17 protein-coding genes and 1 tRNA gene are annotated in these 18,677 nt (G+C 72.8%); 13 read left to right on the plus strand and 5 right to left on the minus strand.

Annotated elements, in window-relative coordinates; translation table 11 throughout:
- Positions 1 to 40 precede the first annotated feature (40 nt).
- The 3 genes from ACFWA9_RS26280 to ACFWA9_RS26290 all read right to left on the minus strand — a co-directional run bounded on the left by ACFWA9_RS26280 (position 41) and on the right by ACFWA9_RS26290 (position 1,601).
- A tRNA-Leu gene (locus ACFWA9_RS26280) sits at positions 41 to 115 on the minus strand.
- Positions 116 to 179: 64 nt separating this feature from the next.
- Positions 180 to 1,040 (minus strand): HNH endonuclease, encoded by an 861-nt coding sequence (locus ACFWA9_RS26285; protein ID WP_380390169.1) that lies wholly within the window; start codon positions 1,038 to 1,040, stop codon positions 180 to 182.
- 75 nt (positions 1,041 to 1,115) lie between these two features.
- Entirely contained in the window at positions 1,116 to 1,601 is a 486-nt protein-coding gene (locus tag ACFWA9_RS26290) for an HPP family protein (RefSeq protein WP_359804960.1), read from the minus strand.
- A gap of 72 nt (positions 1,602 to 1,673) precedes the next feature.
- Here ACFWA9_RS26290 and ACFWA9_RS26295 point away from each other — a divergent pair, with 72 nt between their 5' ends.
- A complete protein-coding gene (locus ACFWA9_RS26295) occupies positions 1,674 to 2,306 on the plus strand; it encodes a CGNR zinc finger domain-containing protein (RefSeq protein ID WP_380390171.1) in 633 nt (210 codons plus the stop codon).
- A 243-nt stretch (positions 2,307 to 2,549) separates the two neighbouring features.
- On the plus strand, positions 2,550 to 4,982 hold the full coding sequence (locus tag ACFWA9_RS26300; RefSeq protein ID WP_352293244.1) for a chitinase C-terminal domain-containing protein: 2,433 nt from the start codon (positions 2,550 to 2,552) through the stop codon (positions 4,980 to 4,982).
- A 109-nt stretch (positions 4,983 to 5,091) separates the two neighbouring features.
- On the opposite strand, the gene bcp is transcribed toward ACFWA9_RS26300, so the two are convergent.
- Entirely contained in the window at positions 5,092 to 5,568 is a 477-nt protein-coding gene (gene bcp, locus ACFWA9_RS26305) for a thioredoxin-dependent thiol peroxidase (protein ID WP_329487819.1), read from the minus strand.
- 143 nt (positions 5,569 to 5,711) lie between these two features.
- Here bcp and ACFWA9_RS26310 point away from each other — a divergent pair, with 143 nt between their 5' ends.
- The 3 genes from ACFWA9_RS26310 (at position 5,712) to ACFWA9_RS26320 (ending at position 7,851) form a co-directional block, all read left to right on the plus strand.
- Positions 5,712 to 6,053 (plus strand): DUF3618 domain-containing protein, encoded by a 342-nt coding sequence (locus ACFWA9_RS26310; RefSeq protein ID WP_329487818.1) that lies wholly within the window; start codon positions 5,712 to 5,714, stop codon positions 6,051 to 6,053.
- Between the two features lie 190 nt (positions 6,054 to 6,243).
- Entirely contained in the window at positions 6,244 to 6,546 is a 303-nt protein-coding gene (locus tag ACFWA9_RS26315; protein ID WP_057237824.1) for a co-chaperone GroES, read from the plus strand.
- A gap of 114 nt (positions 6,547 to 6,660) precedes the next feature.
- The gene (locus tag ACFWA9_RS26320; RefSeq protein ID WP_380390173.1) at positions 6,661 to 7,851 is read left to right on the plus strand and encodes a winged helix DNA-binding domain-containing protein; all 1,191 of its coding nucleotides are present in this window, start codon (positions 6,661 to 6,663) and stop codon (positions 7,849 to 7,851) included.
- A gap of 48 nt (positions 7,852 to 7,899) precedes the next feature.
- On the opposite strand, the gene ACFWA9_RS26325 is transcribed toward ACFWA9_RS26320, so the two are convergent.
- On the minus strand, positions 7,900 to 10,293 hold the full coding sequence (locus ACFWA9_RS26325) for a transglycosylase domain-containing protein (RefSeq protein WP_380390175.1): 2,394 nt from the start codon (positions 10,291 to 10,293) through the stop codon (positions 7,900 to 7,902).
- Between the two features lie 332 nt (positions 10,294 to 10,625).
- Between ACFWA9_RS26325 and ACFWA9_RS26330 the strand changes: the two genes are divergently transcribed.
- From ACFWA9_RS26330 to ACFWA9_RS26365, 8 genes are all read left to right on the plus strand, one after another.
- Positions 10,626 to 11,426, plus strand: coding sequence for an ABC-2 family transporter protein (locus ACFWA9_RS26330; protein ID WP_352293166.1), 801 nt, complete (start codon positions 10,626 to 10,628; stop codon positions 11,424 to 11,426).
- A complete protein-coding gene (locus ACFWA9_RS26335) occupies positions 11,419 to 12,336 on the plus strand; it encodes an ABC-2 family transporter protein (RefSeq protein ID WP_352293164.1) in 918 nt (305 codons plus the stop codon). Before ACFWA9_RS26330 ends, ACFWA9_RS26335 begins: the two co-directional genes overlap by 8 nt.
- A 35-nt stretch (positions 12,337 to 12,371) precedes the next feature.
- On the plus strand, positions 12,372 to 13,331 hold the full coding sequence (locus ACFWA9_RS26340; RefSeq protein WP_329487814.1) for an ATP-binding cassette domain-containing protein: 960 nt from the start codon (positions 12,372 to 12,374) through the stop codon (positions 13,329 to 13,331).
- Positions 13,332 to 13,458: 127 nt separating this feature from the next.
- A complete protein-coding gene (locus tag ACFWA9_RS26345) occupies positions 13,459 to 14,754 on the plus strand; it encodes a DUF445 domain-containing protein (protein WP_380390178.1) in 1,296 nt (431 codons plus the stop codon).
- Positions 14,755 to 14,816: 62 nt separating this feature from the next.
- Positions 14,817 to 15,887: an adenosine deaminase gene (locus ACFWA9_RS26350; protein ID WP_352293162.1), complete on the plus strand. Its 1,071-nt coding sequence runs from the start codon at positions 14,817 to 14,819 to the stop codon at positions 15,885 to 15,887.
- Positions 15,888 to 16,044: 157 nt separating this feature from the next.
- Positions 16,045 to 16,575 (plus strand): hypothetical protein, encoded by a 531-nt coding sequence (locus ACFWA9_RS26355; RefSeq protein WP_380390180.1) that lies wholly within the window; start codon positions 16,045 to 16,047, stop codon positions 16,573 to 16,575.
- Positions 16,576 to 16,656: 81 nt separating this feature from the next.
- Entirely contained in the window at positions 16,657 to 17,493 is an 837-nt protein-coding gene (locus tag ACFWA9_RS26360) for a DUF4097 domain-containing protein (RefSeq protein ID WP_380390182.1), read from the plus strand.
- Positions 17,494 to 17,541: 48 nt separating this feature from the next.
- Positions 17,542 to 18,621: an ABC transporter ATP-binding protein gene (locus ACFWA9_RS26365; protein ID WP_380390184.1), complete on the plus strand. Its 1,080-nt coding sequence runs from the start codon at positions 17,542 to 17,544 to the stop codon at positions 18,619 to 18,621.
- The last annotated feature ends 56 nt before the right edge of the window (positions 18,622 to 18,677 follow it).

The raw sequence follows: 18,677 nt of genomic DNA on the forward strand, positions 1-18,677 counted from the left end.
CTCGCCTTCGATTCGAAGGCGAGCGGGCCGTTTCGCTGGGTACGCCCGGTGGGACTCGAACCCACGACACTACGGACCTAAACCGTATCTCTCTAGCCAGCTGGAGTACGGGCGCATGCCAGGTCCAGCCTACCGGCTCGCCGTCCAGCAGGCCGCACCTTTTCCGGCGGTGGGTCCTCCTACGCGGCGGCAGCCTCCGGCGGCGTGTCCCGGTTCCTGTTCCGGCCGCAGTAGGTCGGCGTGATGGAGTGACAGTTGGGGCAGAGCAGGCGGAGGTTGTCCCGCCTGTTGTCGAGCCAGTCGCCGTTGATGTGGTCGACCTCCAGGGTCATCGGGTGTCCGAGCCAGGTCGGCGGGGCGCCGCACATCTCGCAGACGTCGGGGTGGCCGATGTGCACGAGCATCGCCCGCAGGCGGTCGCCCGGAACCCGCTGACTCCCCGGCGGGCGCCGGACGAGCAGGTCCTCGGGCGTGCGTCGCGGTCCGGTCTTGCGGCCCTTGTTGTGGGCCCGACCGGTGAAGTGGGAGGTGTCGAGGCGGTGGAACGCGATGCTCTCCCGCAGCAGCGTCCGCGAGCTGCCGCAGTCGACCATCCCCAGGGCGAGGATCACGCCGCGGAGGCTGCGGTGCTCTGCCACGGCGTGTGCCAGCGCGCCCTTGGGGACGGCCCCGACCCGGTCGCGGCCGTCGCCCCTGAAGGTGAAGTGGGAGGTGTCGATGCCGAATTCGACCAAGCGCCGCTTCAGGTACGAGTAGAGGCTGTCGTACGGAGTGACGCCGAGGTGGGCCATCATCGCGTTGATGCTGTCGCTGTGGGCCGCGGCTTCGGCCAGGACCTCCCGCGGGTAGCGGCGGCGCCCGTAGTCGGGGCGGCCCTCGTTGAAGTGCGTGGTGTCGATCCCGTAGTGCCGCAGCCGCTTGCTGAGGTAGCTGTGGGTGCCGCCCGCCATCGGCACGCCGAGCCTGCGCATCATGTCGTTCACGCTGGTCGACTCGGCGGCGAGTGAGGCCAGCAGCTCACGGGTGTACTTGACCGGCATGGTCGTCCCCCTTCGGGCCTGTGTGCGCCCGTCCCCCGTGGGGGCGAACGAGTGGGGGGCGGGGTGGTTACGGGGTCACCACCAGTACGTCGGGTAGGTGCGGCGGGTGAGGCGGGCGGCGGCGAGGCCGGTGGCGGTGAGCAGCAGGGTGGCGAGGAGCAGGAGGGGGAGGAAGCGGGTCGGGTCGGGGGCGGTGAGGGTGACGATGACGGCGGTGGCGGCCGCGGGGGAGTGGGGGGTGCGGGCGAGGGTCATGGCGCCGAGGGCGAGGCCGCCGGCGAGGGCGGCGGACCAGTAGGCGGGGGTGGTGGCGGCGAGGACGGCGTAGCCGGTGAGGGCGGAGACGAGTTGGCCGCCGATGACGCTGCGGGGTTGGGCGAGGGGGAGGGTGGGGGCGCCGGCGATGAGGGCCATGGAGGCGGCGAGCGGGGGGATGAGGAGGGGTTGGCGGGTGAGGGTGCCGAGGGCGGCGAGGGTGAGCAGGGCGGTGACGGCGGTGGCGGTGGAGGTGAGGACGGCGGTGGGGGCGGGTCGGGCGGGGGCTTGGCTGGAAAGGGGCATGGCGAAGGCGATTCCTAACGCTTGGGACGGCAGGTAAGCGTTAGTCTGCGGGCTTCGGCTAACCGGTGGCAAGTGGCGTTACCGTTAGGCATGGGCATGGACATGGGCATGGTGGAGCGTGGCGCGGTGGACGAGATGCCGGTCGGCGGCGAGCATCTCGCGCTGGATCTGGTGAACAGCACCTTCGTGCGGGGTGGTCTGCGCGGGCATCTGGTGGACGTTCTGGTGGAGCCGTCGGACCTGGCGGTCTGGGTGGACCGGCACGCCGTCGAGCTGGACCTGGCGAGCGTCCCGGCCGGGGAGCCGGGGCCGGCGGAGCTGGCGGCGTTCCTGGAGCTGCGCGGGGCCCTGCGGGCGGTGCTGACGGCGGTGGTAGCGGGTGAGCCGGCGGGGGCGGCGGACGTGGCGGTGGTGAACGCGGCGGTGCGGGCGGCGCCGGGGTGGGTGGAGCTGGGGCCGGGGGCGGCCGCGCGGGGGGTGCGCCGGACGGCCGCGGGGGAGCGTGGGGCGGTGCTGCTGGGGCGGGTGGCGCAGGCGGCGGTGGAGTTGCTGACGGGGGGTCGGCGGGAGCTGGTGCGGGCCTGTCCGGCGCCGGGCTGCATCCTGTTCTTCCTGCAGCGGCACGCGCGTCGGGCGTGGTGTTCGACGGCCTGCGGGACGCGGGTCCGGGTGGCCCGGCACAGTCGTCGGCATGCGGACGGCTGACCGACGGGTATCAGCCGTTCGACCGGTGTTGTTGGGGAATTGATTACCAATTGGTACAGACCTATTGACCTTTGTGGTTCAGACCACATAGCTTCAGCGCCAATCTGCATTCCCCCACGTGCGTGCTCCCCCACAGGCATGCGCCGACACTCTCTCCCGGAGGACCGAGTGTTGATCCGAAGCACGGCCGAGCGGCGTCCCACCGCTGCCCGGCATTCCAAGAACCCGGCCGCCCGGGCGGGCATGGCCTCGCTGGCGGTCGCCGGCCTGGCCGGCCTGCTGATGGCGACGCTGGGTGCGGCGCCCTCGCAGGCGTCCGCCACCGTCGACAACGCGGCCTGTCGGCCGGACGGCATGTACCAGACGCCCGGGGTGGACGTCCCGTACTGCAGCGTCTACGACACCGAGGGCCGCGAGAAGATGGGCGCGGACCACCAGCGCCGCGTCATCGGCTACTTCACCGGCTGGCGTACCGGCAAGGACGGGACCCCGCCCTACCTGGTGAGCGACATCCCCTGGGACAAGGTCACCCACCTGAACTACGCGTTCGGGCACGTCGGCAGCGACAACAAGATCTCGGTCGGCACCGACAACGACAAGAACGAGGCGACCGGGATCTCCTTCCCGGGCGTGCCCGGCGCCGAGCTGGACCCGTCGCTGCCCTACAAGGGCCACTTCAACCTGCTGACGAAGTTCAAGAAGCAGCACCCGAACGTCAAGACCATGATCTCGGTGGGCGGCTGGACCGAGACCGGCGGGTACTTCGGCGACGACGGCAAGCGCGTCAACTCCGGCGGCTTCTACTCGTTGACGGTCAACCCGGACGGCAGCGTCAACCAGGCGGGCATCGACGCCTTCGCCAACTCCTCGGTCGACTTCATCAAGAAGTACGGCTTCAACGGCGTCGACGTCGACTACGAGTACCCGACCTCGATGAAGGACGCGGGCAACCCGCTGGACTGGCAGCTCGCCAACGGCAAGCGGGCCTCGCTGGCCAAGGGCTACGCGGCGCTGATGAAGACGCTGCGCGAGAAGCTGGACCGGGCCGGCGCCGCCGACGGCAAGCACTACCTGCTCTCGGTCGCGGCCCCGTCGTCCGGTTACCTGCTGCGCGGCATGGAGACCTTCCAGATCGCGCAGTACCTGGACTACGTCAACATCATGTCGTACGACCTGCACGGCGCCTGGAACAAGTACGTCGGCCCGAACGCCTCGCTGTTCGACGACGGCAAGGACGGCGAGCTGGCGGCGGCCAACGTGTACGGCACCGGCCAGTACGGCGGCATCGGCTACCTGAACGCCGACTGGTCGTACCACTACTTCCGCGGCTCGATGCCGGGCGGCCGGATCAACGTCGGCCTGCCGTACTACACCCGCGGGTTCAAGAACGTCACCGGCGGGACCAACGGCCTCTGGGGCACCGCGTCCGCGACCACCTGCCCGGTGGGCGCCGGGCTGACCTCGTGCGGTGACGGCGCGGTCGGCATCGACAACATCTGGAACGACAAGGACGACGCGGGCAAGGAGTCCCCGGCGGGCTCGAACCCGATGTGGCACGCGAAGAACCTGGAGAAGGGCATCGTGCCCGACTACCTCTCCAAGTACGGCGTGACCGACACCGCCCTGCAGGGCACCTACACCCGCAACTACAGCTCCACCCTGGTGGCGCCGTGGCTGTGGAACGACACCAAGAAGGTGTTCCTCTCCACCGAGGACGAGCAGTCTGTGGCCGCCAAGGCGGACTACATCGTCAACCAGGGCGCCGGCGGCGCGATGATCTGGGAGCTCGCGGGCGACTACAAGTGGGACGCGGCGGCCAACGGCGGCAAGGGCCAGTACGTGCCCGGCTCGACGCTGACCTCGCTGATGTACGACAAGTTCAAGGCGGCCTCGCCGTACAACGCGACCCGCTCGACGATCGCGCTGCCGCAGCAGACCCTGCCGGTCGACGTGTCGTTCACCAACTTCGCGCTGGGCGACTCGAACTACCCGATCAACCCGAAGATCCACATCGTCAACAACTCGACGCTGACCCTGCCGGGCGGCACCGAGTTCCAGTTCGACTACGGCAACTCGGCCCCGGGCAACGCCAAGGACCAGTCCGGCTTCGGGCTGACCGTCATCAAGCAGGACAACCCCGGTCCGGGCAACGTGGGCGGCCTCAAGGGCACCTACAACCGCGTCTCGGTGAAGCTGCCGGGCTGGCAGTCGCTGGCGCCGGGCGCTTCGGTGGACCTGGACTTCGTCTACTACCTGCCGGTCTCGACGCCGTCGAACTGGACGGTCAACGTCGCCGGCACGCTGTACGGCCTGAAGGGCGACCTGACCCGCGGCAGCACGGGCGGCGGCACCGCGACGCCGACCGCGACGCCGACGGTCACCCCGACCGTGACGCCCACGGTCACGCCGACCGTGACGCCCACCGTGACCCCGACGGTCACGCCCACGGTGACGCCGACCGCCACGCCGACCGTGACGCCCACGGTGACCCCGACCGCGACCCCGACCTCGGGTGCCTGCACGGGCGCGCCGGGCTGGGACGCGGGCACCACCTACGCGTCCACCACCAAGGTGTCCTGGAAGGGGCACTACTACCAGAACAAGTGGTGGACCAAGGGCGACGACCCCAGTGCCAGTGGCTCGTGGGGTGTCTGGAGCGACCTCGGGGCCTGCTGATCGGTCGATCCGATGAGCGTGGCTCGCTGAGGTGAGAGACGCGGTGGCGGTGCACCCGGTCGGGGGGTGCGCCGCCACCGCTTCGTTTCCGCCCCCGCGGGGGCGGCTGTCAGGCCGCCTCGACCTTGAGGTCGCGCAGCAGCTTGGCGACGTGGCCGGTGGCCTTGACGTTGTACAGGGCGTGCTCGACCTTGCCGTGCTCGTCGACGATCACGGTGGAGCGGATCACACCGGTGACGGTCTTGCCGTACAGCTTCTTCTCGCCGAACGCGCCGTAGGCCTCCAGCACCTTCTTCTCCGGGTCGGAGAGCAGGGTGACCTTGAGGTCCTCGGCCTCGCGGAACTTGCCCAGCTTCTCCGGCTTGTCCGGCGAGATGCCGATGACGTCGTACCCGGCGCCCGCGAAGACCTCCAAGTTGTCGGTGAAGTCGCAGGCCTGCTTCGTGCAGCCGGGGGTGAGCGCGGCGGGGTAGAAGTAGACGATCACCTTCCGGCCGAGGTGGCCGGCGAGGGACACCTGGTTGCCGTCGGCGTCGGACAGGCTGAAGGCGGGTGCGGTGTCGCCGGGCTGGAGACGCTCACTCACGGGGGACTCTCCTGGTGCGTGGACGGGTGGTCGTACCACGGTCAACTTACCTCCGATGGTGGGTGGGGCCGCGCGGGCCGGGGCGGCAGCTGACAAACTGGGTCAGTCGCACAGGACAACATCAGTGAATTGGGGTGGCCCGAGTGGGCGAGGCGAGCACGAAGGACAAGTCGGCGCGGACGACGGCTCAGATCGAGGCGGACATCACCCGCACCCGCACCCAGCTGGCCGCGACCCTGGACGAGCTCGCCATGCGCGTCCACCCGAGCACCATCACGGCCCAGGTCAAGGCGAAGGCCGTGGCCTCCGTGGAGGAGAAGGCCGGCCGGGTGTACGTGGCGGCCAGCGGGCTGGTCGAGCAGGCCAGGGCGCAGTTCGTGGACGAGAAGGGGCAGCCGCGCAAGGAGCGGATCGTGCCCGCCGCGCTGGTCGGCGTGGGCCTGGTGCTGCTGGTCGCCTCGGCCCGCAAGCGCCGCAAGGGCTGAGCGGCGGGGTCCTGCCGGGCCGGGTGCCACCGCACCCGGCCCGCCGGATGCCGGTCCGGGGTCACGCGGGGCGCCGCGGAGCGGTACCTTCGGGGTCGTGAGTACGAACGACGAACCGAACCGGCGGACCACCTCCCCCGAGCAGGACCCGCCGCGCCACGACCGGCTGGGCGAGAAGCTGCCGATCAAGATGCTGCACGACCGCGTCCTGGTGAAGACCGAGGGCAGCGAGGGCGAGCGCCGCTCGACCGGCGGCATCCTCATCCCGGCCACCGCGGAGCTCAGCAAGCGGTGCACCTGGGCCGAGGCCGTCGCGGTGGGCCAGAGCGTCCGCTCGGTGGAGCCCGGTGACCGCGTCCTGTACGACCCGGAGGACAAGCTGGAGGTCGAGGTCCGCGGCGCCACCTACGTGCTGCTGCGCGAGCGTGACCTGCACGCGGTGGCCGCGATGCGCTTCGGCGACGCGGAGGGCTCGACCGGGCTGTACCTCTGAGGGTCCGGGCGGGCGCCCCGTGAGGGCTTTCCTGGCGGGTCGGCGCGCCGAGGGCGCGGCGGCCCGCAACGTCGTGTCCGGGCGGTTGTCGGGGGTCGGCAGTAGGGTCCGGGCATGAGCAGTGGTGTGCCTTCGGGCGGGGTGCCTTCGATCGGTGACGACCAGCGCCGGGCCCGGGTCGGGCGGCGGCACCTGCTGGCGCGGGCCGAGCGGGCGGCGCGGGTGGAGCGGGTGGCGGACGCGGTCGTCGGGCTGCACGCCACGGACGCGGCGACGGTCTACCTGTCGGCCTGCGCGCGGCTGGCGGAGCCCTCGGCGGCGGAGGTCGAGCGGGCGCTGTACGAGGACGTCTCGCTGGTGAAGCTGCTGTCGATGCGGCGCACCCTCTTCGCGGTGACGGAGGAGTTCGCCCCGTACGTCAGCTCCGCGGCGGCGCGGGCGATCGCGGTCAAGGAGCGGGCCACGCTGGTGAAGCACCTGCGGGAGTTCGCCGAGGGGTGGGACGAGCCGCGGCTGGCCGCGACGGAGCGGGCCGTGCTGGCGGCGCTGGCCGTGCGGGGCGAGGCGACGGCGTCCGAACTCGCCGAGGACGTACCGGCGTTGCGCGAGACGATGCTGATGGCGCAGGGCAAGCCGTACGAGGCCCGGCAGAGCGTGGGCAGCCGGCTGCTGCGGCTGCTGGCCTCGGACGGGCACGTGCGGCGCTCCCGGCCGCGCGGTTCGTGGCTGAGCAGCAGCTATCCGTGGGCGCCGGTGCCGCAGTGGCCGGACGTGCCGGTGCGGGAGGCGAAGGCCGAGGTGGTCCGGCGCTGGCTGGCGGCGTACGGTCCGGCGACGGTCGAGGACGTGAAGTGGTGGACGGGCTGGACGCTGGGGGACACCCGCAGGGCGCTGGGGGACGTCGGCGCGGTGGAGGTGGCGCTGGCCGGCGCGGTGGCGGGCCTGGTGCTGCCGGGGGACGACGGGCCGGTGGCGGAGCCGGAGCCGTGGGCGGCGCTGCTGCCGGCGCTGGATCCGACGGTGATGGGCTGGCGCGGGCGGGACTGGTACCTGCGGCCCGAGGACGTGCCGGCGCTGTTCGACCGGGCGGGCAACGCCGGGCCGACGCTCTGGTGGTGCGGCCGGGTGGTCGGCGGCTGGGCGCAGCGCCCCGGCGGTGAGCTGGTGTGGCGGTTCCTGGCGGACGCCGGGGCCGAGGCGCGGGCGGCGGTCGAGGTGGAGGCGGCGCGGTTGGCGGGCTGGTTGGGCCCGGTGCGGGTGACGCCGCGGTTCCGGACGCCGCTGGAGCGGGAGCTGGTGTCCTGAGGTCCCGAGGTCCTGGGGGCGCCGATAGGGGGCTCTGGGCGCCGGGCGCTACGGGGCCTGTCCGGCGGGGTGTCCGTCGGCCGGTGCGGGGGGCTGGGCGCTGGCCGGGCGGGTCGGCGGGGTGCTGGTGTCGCCGGCCGGGGGCGGGGTGCTCGGGGGCGCGGTCGGGGTGTGCGTCGGCCGCGGCGGCGCGGTGGGTCGGTTGGTGGGCGCGGGCGGCTGTTCCGGGGTGCCGGTCGGGGCGGGGGCCTCGGGGCTGGGTGCCGGCGCCGTCTCGGTGGGCCGGCCGCTGGGGCTGGGCGGGGCGGGGGCGGACGGCGTCGGGGTGTGCGTCGGCGCGGTGGTGGCGGTGGCCGTGGCGCTGGGCGACGGCGACGGGGAGGGGGAGCCGCTGCCGGTCGGCCCGCCGGTCTGGGTGGTGCCGCGGCCGGTCTGGAGGTCGAAGCGCTGGACGTCGGTGCCGTCGAGCGCGTCGGCCATGTAGGCCGTCCAGATCCGGGTGGGGAAGGCGCCGCCGTTGATCCGTTCGTAGCCGGCGGTGCCGGACAGCGGCTCCTTGGCGTGGGTCTTCGGGTTCTCCCGGAACAGGCCGACGGTGGTGGCGAGTTCGGGGGTGAAGCCGGCGAACCAGGCGGAGAGGTTGGAGTCGGTGGTGCCGGTCTTGCCGGCGGCGGGGCGGCCGAGGTCGAGGGCGGCGGCGCCGGTGCCGCGGGTGCTGACGACGTCGCGCAGGACGTCGGTGACGGCGTCGGCGGCGCCCCGGTCGAGGGCGCTGGTGGGGACGTGTTCAGGCATCTTGGGGACGTCGATGGCGCCGCCGGAGTTGACGCGTTCGAGTTTGCCGACCGACCAGGGGGCGTACGTCTGGCCGTGGTTGGCGAGGCCGGCGTAGGCGCCGGCGAGGTTGAGGGCGCTGGGGGTGGCGGTGCCGAGCGTCATCGAGGTGTTGGCCGGGTCCATGCCGGGGACGTTGTCGGGGATGCCGAGCCGGACGGCGGTGTCGCGGACGTGGGCGAGTCCGGCGTCGACGCCCTCCTGGGCGTACACCGAGTTGACGGACTTCACCATGGCGTAGCGCAGGGTGATGCTGCCGTAGTCGATGCCGTCCTCGTTGGGCGGGGCGTACGGGGTGGGGCCGCCGGTGACGGGGCGTTCGCTGGTGCCGTCGTAGCGGGTCTCGGTGGTGATCGGGCGGCCGTCGCCGCTGCTGCGGCCGGAGGTGAGGCCGGCGGCGAGGTCGAAGGCCTTGAAGGTGGAGCCGATCTGGTTGTCCTGGCGCAGGACGTCGTTGTAGGGCTGCTTGGCGTAGTCGGGGCCGCCGTAGACGGCGACGACCCGGCCGGTGGCGGGTTCGACGGAGGCCCCGGCGACCCGGACGTCGGTGTCGGTGGCGGGCCGGGCCACGGGGTCGAGTTCGGCGGTGAGTTCCTGCTGGACGGCCTGGACGAAGGCGTCCTGGCGGGGCTTGTCGAAGGTGGTGGTGATGCGCCAGCCGCCGGACTTGAGGGTGGCGGCGTCGATGATGCCGGCGGAGACGAGGTAGTCGTCGGCGACGCCGACCAGGTAGCCGGACTGGCCCTTGAGCCCGGTGGCGGGCTGGGGGTCGATCGGGTCGGGGAAGGTGGTGGCGGCGCGGTCGGCCGGGCTGAGGAAGCCGAGTTGGACCATGCCGTCGAGGGTGTAGTTCCAGCGGGCGACGGCCTTCTCGCGGTTGGCGGGGGTGGCGGTCTTGACGTCGTAGGCGCTGGGGGCCTGGAGCAGGGCGGCGAGGTAGGCGCCCTGGGGGAGGGTGAGGCGGGAGACGTCGGTGCCGTAGTAGGCGTGGGCGGCGCTCTGGATGCCGTAGGCGCCCCGGCCGAAGTAGCTGCTGTTGAGGTACCCGGTGAGGATCTGGTCCTTGCTGCGCTGCTGGTCGACCTTGAGCGCGATGAAGAGTTCGCGGCCCTTGCGCTCGATGGTCTGGTCCTGCGTCAGGTAGTAGTTCTTGACGTACTGCTGGGTGATGGTGGAGCCGCCCTGGGTGCCGCGTCCGGTGAGGGTGTTCCAGCCGGCCCGGACCATGCCCTTCAGGTCGATGCCGCCGTTGCGGTAGAAGGTGCGGTCCTCGGCGGAGACGACGGCGTGCCGGGTGTCGAGCGGGATCTGGTCGATCGTGACGTCGGTGCGGTTCACGGCGCCGGTGCGGGCGATCTCGGTGGTGCCGTCGGCGTAGAGGTAGATGTTGTTCTGGGCGACGGCGTGGGCGTTGGCGTCGGGCACGGGGACGATGAGGTAGAGCACGGCGAAGGAGCCGACGGCGAGCAGCAGGGTCGCGGTGAGCGCGCCGAGGGTGACCCGCCAGGTGGGCAGGAGCCGGCGCCACAGCGGCTTGGCGCGGCGGGCTTCGCGGCGGGCGGCCCGTCTGGCGCTGCGCCGGGTGCTGTGGTCTGCCCTCAAGGTCATGCCGCGATTATGTGCTATTTGACCCGTGATCAGGCGTTGGAATAACCGGGTGCGCGGGAAGATCGCCGGAGGTACGGTGAAAGGTGCGAACCACATAGCGCACCCAGTTCGGGCAGCTCCGCCCGCCTGACCCGGCACCCCCCGGGTGGGGCCGGCCGGGGCCGGTCCGCGTGCGCCGGTGTCCCCGGGGACACCTGCCCGCTCCTATGTGTCGACAAGGAGACAATATGTCGAACGCTCTTCCCGCCGAGTCGCGGTTCCGACACCCTCCCGATCCCGGTCCCCGTGGTGCTCCACATCCCGCGGGCGCCGCCGGCGGCCCGGGCGCGGCGGTGGCGCTCTACCTCGCCATCGCCCGCGGAGCCTTCCGCCGCTACGCCACCTACCGGGCCGCCACCCTGGCCGGGGCCTTCACCAACACCGTCTTCGGCTTCATCCTCGCCTACACCTTCGTCGCCCTCTGGCAGGCCCGGCCCGGCCTCGGCGGCTACGACCAGAGCGCCGCCGTCACCTACATCTGGGTCAGCCAGGCGCTGCTGGTCACCGTCGCGGTCTGGGGCGGCGGCTTCCAGGACGACGTCCAGGACCGGTTCCGCAGCGGCGACATCGCCATCGACCTCTACCGTCCGGTGGACTTCCAGGGCTGGTGGCTGGCCACCGACCTCGGCCGGGCCGGCTACCACCTGCTCGCCCGCGGCACCCTGCCGATGCTGGCGGGGGCGCTGGTCTTCCGGGTCCGGCTGCCCGAACACCCGCTGACCTGGCTGTACTTCCTGCTGTCGGTGCTGCTCGCGGTGGTGGTCAGCTTCGGGCTGCGCTTCCTCGTCTCGCTCACCGGCTTCTGGCTGCACGACTCGGAGGGGGTGCGCTCGGTGATGCTGGTGGTGTCGATGTTCTTCTCCGGGATGCTGCTGCCGCTGGCGCTCTTCCCCGGCCTGCTCGGCGAGATCGCGCCGGTACTGCCGTGGGCCGCGCTGATCCAGGTGCCGACCGACGTCTTCCTGGAGCGCTCGACCGGGGCCGCGCTGCTCGGTGCGCTCGGCTTCCAACTCGCCTGGGGCCTCGGGCTGGTCCTCCTCGGCCGGGGCGTCCAGCTGCTCGCGACCCGCAAGGTGGTGGTCCAGGGTGGCTGAGCCGGCCCTCGCCCGCGCCGCGGCCCCGCCCGCCGGAGGCGACCCGCTCCCGAACGACCCGCTCCCCACCGGTCCGCTCCCGACCGAGCGGGGCCTGCTCGCCCGGACCCGCTGGGCGCTGCGCGCCTGGTGGCTCACCGCCGCGATGTGGACCAGGGCGACGATGTCCTACCGGGCGTCCTTCGTGCTGATGCTCGTCGCCAACCTGGTGATCACCTTCCTCGACTTCGTCGTGGTGATCCTGATGTTCCGGCACACCGACCGGCTCGGCGGCTGGACGCTGCCCGAGCTCGGCTTCCTCTACGGCACCTCGGGCTTCGCGCTCGGCATGGCCAACCTGCTGGTCGGCAGCGTCGACGGCCTGGGCCAGCGGATCCGGGCGGGCACGCTGGACACCATGCTGATCCGGCCCGCCCCGGCGCTGGCCCAGGTCTGCGCCGAGCGCTTCTCGCTGCGCCGGATCGGCCGGCCGGTGCAGGCGGTCGGGGTGCTGGCCTGGTCGCTGGCCGCCCTGGACGTCGACTGGACCTGGGACCGGGTGCTGCTCGTCCCGTCCCTGCTGGTCTGCGGCACGGCGATCTTCGCCGCGGTGTTCGTGGGCTTCGCCACCCTCCAGTTCTGGTGGGGCGAGGCCAAGGAGATCCAGAACGCCTTCACCTACGGCGGCGCCACCGTGCTGCACTACCCGCCGACCGTCTTCGCCAAGGAGCTGGTGGCGGGCACCGTGTTCGGCGTCCCGCTGGCCTTCGTCAACTGGCTGCCCGCGCTGCGGATCCTCGACCGGCCCGACCCGCTCGGCCTGCCGACCGCCTTCCAGTACGCCTCGCCGATCGCCGCCGTCCTCGCACTGGTGGCGGCCGGGCTGGCCTGGCGCGCCGGGCTGCGGGCCTACCGCGGCACCGGCAGCTGACCCGGCCCCGAACCCCCTCCGAAAGCAGGACTCCCATGGCACTGATCGAACTCGACGACGTCCGCCGCACCTTCACCGTCCGCGCCAAGGCCGGCCGGCTGAAGCGCGAGAAGCGCGAGGTCCGCGCGGTGGACGGACTGAGCTTCACGGTGGAGGCCGGTGAATGCGTCGGCTACATCGGCCCGAACGGCGCGGGCAAGTCCACCACCATCAAGATGCTCACCGGCATCCTGGTGCCCTCCGGCGGCCGGCTGCGCGTCGCCGGCGTCGACCCGGCCCGGGAGCGCGTCGCGCTGGCCCGCCGGATCGGCGTCGTCTTCGGGCAGCGCACCACGCTCTGGTGGGACCTCCCGCTCCGGGACTCCTACGAGCTGGCCCGCCGGATCTACCGCATCCCCGAGCACCGATACCGGGCCAACCTCCGACGCTGCGTCGAACTGCTCGACCTCGGCGCCCTGCTGGACACCCCGGTGCGCCAGCTCTCGCTCGGCCAGCGGATGCGCGGGGACCTGGCGGCGGCGCTGCTGCACGACCCGCAGGTGCTCTACCTGGACGAGCCCACCATCGGGCTGGACGTGGTGAGCAAGGGCCGGGTGCGCGACTTCCTGCGCGAGGTCAACCGCGACGAGGGCACCACCGTGCTGCTCACCACCCACGACCTCACCGACATCGAGCAGCTCTGCGGCCGGGTCATGGTGATCGACCACGGCCGGGTCGTCTACGACGGCGGCCTGGAGGGGCTGCACGCGGCGGGCGACAGCGAGCGGACCCTGGTCGTCGACCTCGCCGAGGCGCGGCCGCCGATCGAGGTGCCCGGCGCCCGGGTGGTGAAGGTCGACGGGCCGCGGCAGTGGCTGGCCTTCCCGGCCCAGCAGAGCGCCGCCCCGATCGTCGCCGCGGTCGCCGACCGGTACCCGATGGTCGACCTGTCGGTCCGCGAGCCGGCCATCGAGGACGTGATCGCCCGGATGTACGCGGAGGTCGCGATCGGCTGACCGGCCCCGGCGCGGCGGGCGTGCGTCCGGTCCGGTGGCCGGGCCGGGCGCACGGCGTTCCCACGGCGGGGGCGCGTCTTCGTGGGGCGCGCCCTCCGCATGCGCCGGCAACGGGCAGACTGGCGGGGTGAGTGACGATGCCTTCAGCGGGACCGGGCCCGGGGTCCGGTTCACCGCGGCCGACGAGGAGAAGAGACGCGGCGTCCGCCGGATGAAGACCATCGCGACCGGCCTGCTGGCCTTCGCGACCCTGGTCTTCGCCCTGGCCACCTGGGCGAAGGCGGCCGGTGCCGGCGCCTGGGCGGGCTACCTGGCCGCCGCCGCCGAGGCGGGCATGGTCGGCGCGCTCGCCGACTGGTTCGCGGTGACCGCGCTCTTCCGCCGTCCGTTCGGCCTGCCGATCCCGCACACCGCGATCATCCCGACCAAGAAGGACGCCTTCGGCAAGTCGCTCGGCGACTTCGTCGGCGACAACTTCCTCTCCGGCCAGGTGGTGCGCGGCCGGCTCGCCGCGCTCGGCATCGCCCGCCGGCTGGGGGAGTGGCTGGCCGCGCCCGGCAGCGCCGAGCGGGTCACCAAGGAGGCGTCGGCCGCGCTGCGCGGCGTCCTCGCGGTGCTGCGCGACGACGACGTCCAGGCGGTCGTCGGCGAGGCGGTGACCAGGCGGGCCGCCGCCACCTCGGTCGCCGAGCCGATGGGCCGGATGCTCGGCAGGGTGGTCGCCGACGGCGGCCACCACGGCGTGGTCGACCTGATCGCCGTCCGGGTGCACGACTGGCTGACCGAGAACCACGAGGAGGTGGTCCAGCGGGTCACCCAGAAGACCCCGGGCTGGACGCCGAGGTTCCTCGACCACCAGGTCGGCGAGCGGGTCTACAAGGAGCTGATGCGGTTCGTCACCGACATCCGGGACGACCCGCACCACGCCGCGCGCGGCGCCGTCGACAACTTCCTCGCCGACTTCGCCACCGAACTGCAGAGCGACCTGGAGACCATCGCCCGGGTCGAGCGGGCCAAGGCCGACCTGCTGGTCCGCCCCGAGGTGCAGGAGCTCATCGCCTCCACCTGGGCCGCCGTCCGCGCCCTGGTGCTGACCGCGGCCGAGGACGAGGACAGCGAGCTGCGCCGGCGCATCCGTGACGGCGTGCGCGACTTCGGCGCGCGCCTGGCGACCGAGCCGAAGCTCCAGGCCAAGGTGGACGGCTGGCTCCAGGACGCCGCCCAGTACCTCGTCGACACCTACCGCGCGGAGATCACCTCGCTGATCTCCGAGACCGTGGCAGGCTGGGACGCGGATGACGCGTCCCGCAAGATCGAGGCCAACGTCGGTCGTGACCTGCAGTTCATCCGGATCAACGGGACCGTGGTCGGAGCGCTGGCGGGACTGCTCATCCACACCGTGGCGGTGGCCCTCGGGGGGTGAGCCACCTGTGCTTATCCTTGCGGACACAGCTTGATACGCGTGTAGAGAAGAAGGGCACCACCGTGGTCCAGCCGGACGGAAGTCGGATCGGAAACCCCACCGCGAACCGGGGCATCGAGGCGTTCATCGCCGGGATGCCCAAGGCGGAGCTGCACGTCCACCACGTGGGCTCGGCCTCCCCGCGGGTGGTCGCCGAGCTGGCCGCGCGCCACCGCGGCCGGTCGAAGGTGCCGGTCGACCCGGCCGCCCTCGCCGAGTACTTCACCTTCACCGACTTCGCCCACTTCATCGAGGTCTACCTCAGCGTCGTCGACCTGATCCGCGACGCCGAGGACGTCCGCGCGCTGACCTACGGCGTCGCCGAGGACATGGCCCGGCAGAACATCCGGTACGCGGAGCTGACCATCACGCCGTACTCCTCGGTCAGCCGGGGCATCCCCGACGTCGCCTTCATGGAGGCCATCGAGGACGCCCGGGTGCGGGCCGAGAAGGACCTCGGCGTCGTGCTCCGCTGGTGCTTCGACATCCCCGGCGAGGCCGGTCTGGCCGCCGCCGAGGAGACCGCCCGGCTCGCCGTCGACCTCGCCCCCGAGGGCCTGGTCAGCTTCGGCCTCGGCGGCCCGGAGATCGGCGTGCCGCGCCCGCAGTTCAAGCCGTACTTCGACCGGGCGCGGGCGGTCGGTCTGCGCAGCGTCCCGCACGCGGGCGAGACCACCGGCCCCGAGACGGTCTGGGACGCCCTGCGGCTGCTCGGCGCCGAGCGCATCGGCCACGGCACCCAGGCCGTGCGGGACCCGGCCCTGGTGGACCACCTCGGCGAGCACCGGATCGCCCTGGAGGTCTGCCCGACCTCGAACATCGCGACCCGCGCGGTCGAGCGGATCGAGGAGCACCCGATCCGGCAGATGGTCGACGCGGGCCTGCTGGTCACCGTCAACAGCGACGACCCGCCGATGTTCGGCACCGACCTCAACACCGAGTACGCGGTCGCGGCCCGGCTGCTGGACCTGGATGAGGCGGGCGTCGCCGCGCTGGCGCGCAACGCGGTCGAGGCCTCCTTCCTGGACCCGGCCGGCAAGGCCCGGATCGTCGGCGAGATCGACGCCCACCTGGCCGGGTGGGGCACGGTCTGACCTTCCCCCGGAGTGCCTGCGGGCCGGTGCCGTCCTGGACGGTACCGGCCCGCGGTGCGTCCGGCGGCGGGGCCCGCGCCGACGCGTGGCGCCACTCTTTCGGGTTGTGGCGCCAAAAGGGCTTGGTGTGGCGCCATCGGTGTGCCATCCTTGGGTCATGGACCTCTCGCCGTACGTCGACAACCTCCGGAACGAGCTCGCGGTCGCAGCGAGCGCGGGCGGAGACGAAGCCCGTGCCCTGGCCGAGCGCCTGACTCTTCCGCTGGAGTCGGCCGTGCGGCTCACCCTTCTCAACGCCCTCTCCGCCGCGATGGGCGAGGTCACCCGTGATCTCGCGCCCGGCTCGGTGGACGTCCGGCTCCGGGGGCTGGATCCGGAGTTCGTGGTGATGGCGCCACCGTCGCCGGAGGTGTTCCACGACGCCGGTGAGCGGTCACCGGCGCCGGTGGCGCCGCCGGTGGCACCGGTGGGGCCGGAAGGGGAGGACGGCAACACCGCCCGGATCAACTTCCGTCTGCCCGCCCACCTCAAGACCAGGGTCGAGGAGGCGGCCGGTCAGGAGGGCCTCTCGGCCAACGCCTGGCTGGTCCGTGCCGTCGCCGCCGCCCTGGAGCCGGGCGAGCCCGTCCGGGCCGTCGGGCGGACGGTGTCGCCGACCGGGCAGGGGTTCACCGGCTGGGTCCACTAGGTCCCGCGCTTCCCACTCCTTCTCCTTCCACCCCGTCCGACCGGCGGGTTCATCCATCAGAGCCAAGAGAACGGGACAGCCATGCCTTCTTTCGACACTCCCGGCCCGATCAGCGCCACCATCGAGTTCGACATCGCGTCCGTCCGGATCGCCGCGGGCAAGCGCACGGACACCGTGGTCGAGGTCCGGCCGGCGGACCCGGCGGTCGAGGCGGACGTCAAGGCCGCGGAGCAGACCAGGGTCAGTTACGCGGGCGGCGCCCTGGTGGTGAAGGGCCCGAAGAAGCGCTCGCTCTTCGGGCGGGCGGGCTCGGTCGACGTCACCGTCGAGCTGCCGGCCGGTTCGGAGGTCCACGGCAACGCGCCGATGGGGGACTTCCTCTGCGAGGGGCTGCTGGGCGACTGCCGGGTGCGGACGTCGGTCGGCCGGATCCAGGTCGAGCACGCGGACTCCGTCCACCTGCGGACGGACCACGGGGACGTCCGGCTGCGGCGGGCCGACGGGGACGCCGAGGTCAACGGCTCCGGCCGGGTCGAGATCGGCACCGTGGCGGGCACGGTGACGGTGAAGAACCTCAACGGCGAGACGGTGATCGGCGAGGCCGGCGGGGACCTCAAGGTCAACTCCTCCAACGGCCAGATCCAGGTCGGCGCGGCCCTCGGGGACGTGGACATCAAGACGGCCCAGGGCGCCGTCCGGATCGGTGAGGTGGTCCGCGGGAGGGTCGTCCTGCAGAGCGCCATCGGCGAGCTGGAGGTCGGCATCCGCGAGGGCACGGCCGCCTGGCTCGACGTCCACACCAAGCTCGGCAGCCTCCGCAACTCGCTCGGCGCCGCCGCGGGCCCCGGCGAGGCGACGGAGCGGGTCGAGATCCGGGGGCGGACGCAGCTCGGTGACATCGTGATCCGGCGCTCCTGACCACCCGGTCACGGCCCGGCGTACCCGGTAGCGAAGGAGGCGTGAGCCATGACCCTGAAGCCGGTCCCCGCCACCCCGATCACGGCGGCGCTCTCCGTGGCCGGACTGACCAAGTCCTACGGGGGGAGGGTGGTGCTGGACGGCATCGACCTGACGGTCCCCGAGGGCACGGTGTTCGCACTCCTCGGGGCGAGAGGAGCCGGGAAGAGCACCGTCGTGCGGATCCTCTCCACGCTCGTCCCGGCCGACGGCGGGGTGGTGCGGGTAGCCGGGCACGAGCTGGTGCAGCGGGCGGGCAGGGTTCCGCAAAGGGGCAGGGCCCCGCAAGCGGGCCGGGCCCTGCGAGGGAGCCGGGCTTCGGGCGCGGGCGCGGGCGCGGGTGCGGGTGCGGTCCGGGGCGTGGGCGGAGTTCGGGGCGCGGGTGAGGTCCGGCGGGCGATCGGTGTCGTCGGCCAGGTCTCGGCGGTGGACAAGCTGCTCACCGCCGAGGAGAACCTGCTCCTCATGGCGGACCTCCACCACCTGGGCCGTCGGGAGGGGCGCAGGCGGGTCGCGGAGCTGCTGCGGCGCTTCGAGCTGAGGGAGGTGGCGAACCGGCCGACCGCCGGTCTCCCGGTCGGCGTGCTGCGCACGCTGGATCTGGCGATGGCGCTGGTCGGGGAGCCACGGGTCGTCCTGCTCGACGAGCCGACCGCCGGCCTCGACGCGGCCGGTCGGCGGGCGCTGGGGGAGACGGTCCGGGGCCTCGCCACCGACCACGGCCTCACCGTCCTGCTCACCACGCGGCACCTGGAGGAGGCGGACCGGGTCGCCGACCGGACGGCCGTGCTCAACGGCGGCCGGATCGTGGCCGAGGGCACGGCGGCCGAGCTGAGACGGTTCGTCCCGGGCAGCCACCTGCGGCTGAGCTTCGCCGGCCGAGCCGAACTCCGGGCGGCCGCGGCGCTCTTCGACTACGCGGCGCCGGACGAGGAGGCGCTGGCGCTGTCCATACCCGGCGACAACTCGATCGTCACGGTGAAGGCCGTGCTGGACGCCCTGGACCTTGCCGCCGTCCGCGCGGAGGCGCTGACGGTGCACGGCCCTGACCCGGAGGAGGTGCTCACCGCCCTGCTGTCGGCGGGGTGACGGGTGAGGGCGGACGAGCAGGGTGGGGCGAGCAGGGTGGGGCGAGCAGGGTGGGG

Source organism: Kitasatospora sp. NPDC059973 (assembly GCF_042737525.1).
In the GTDB taxonomy this organism is placed as follows: Bacteria; Actinomycetota; Actinomycetes; order Streptomycetales; family Streptomycetaceae; genus Kitasatospora.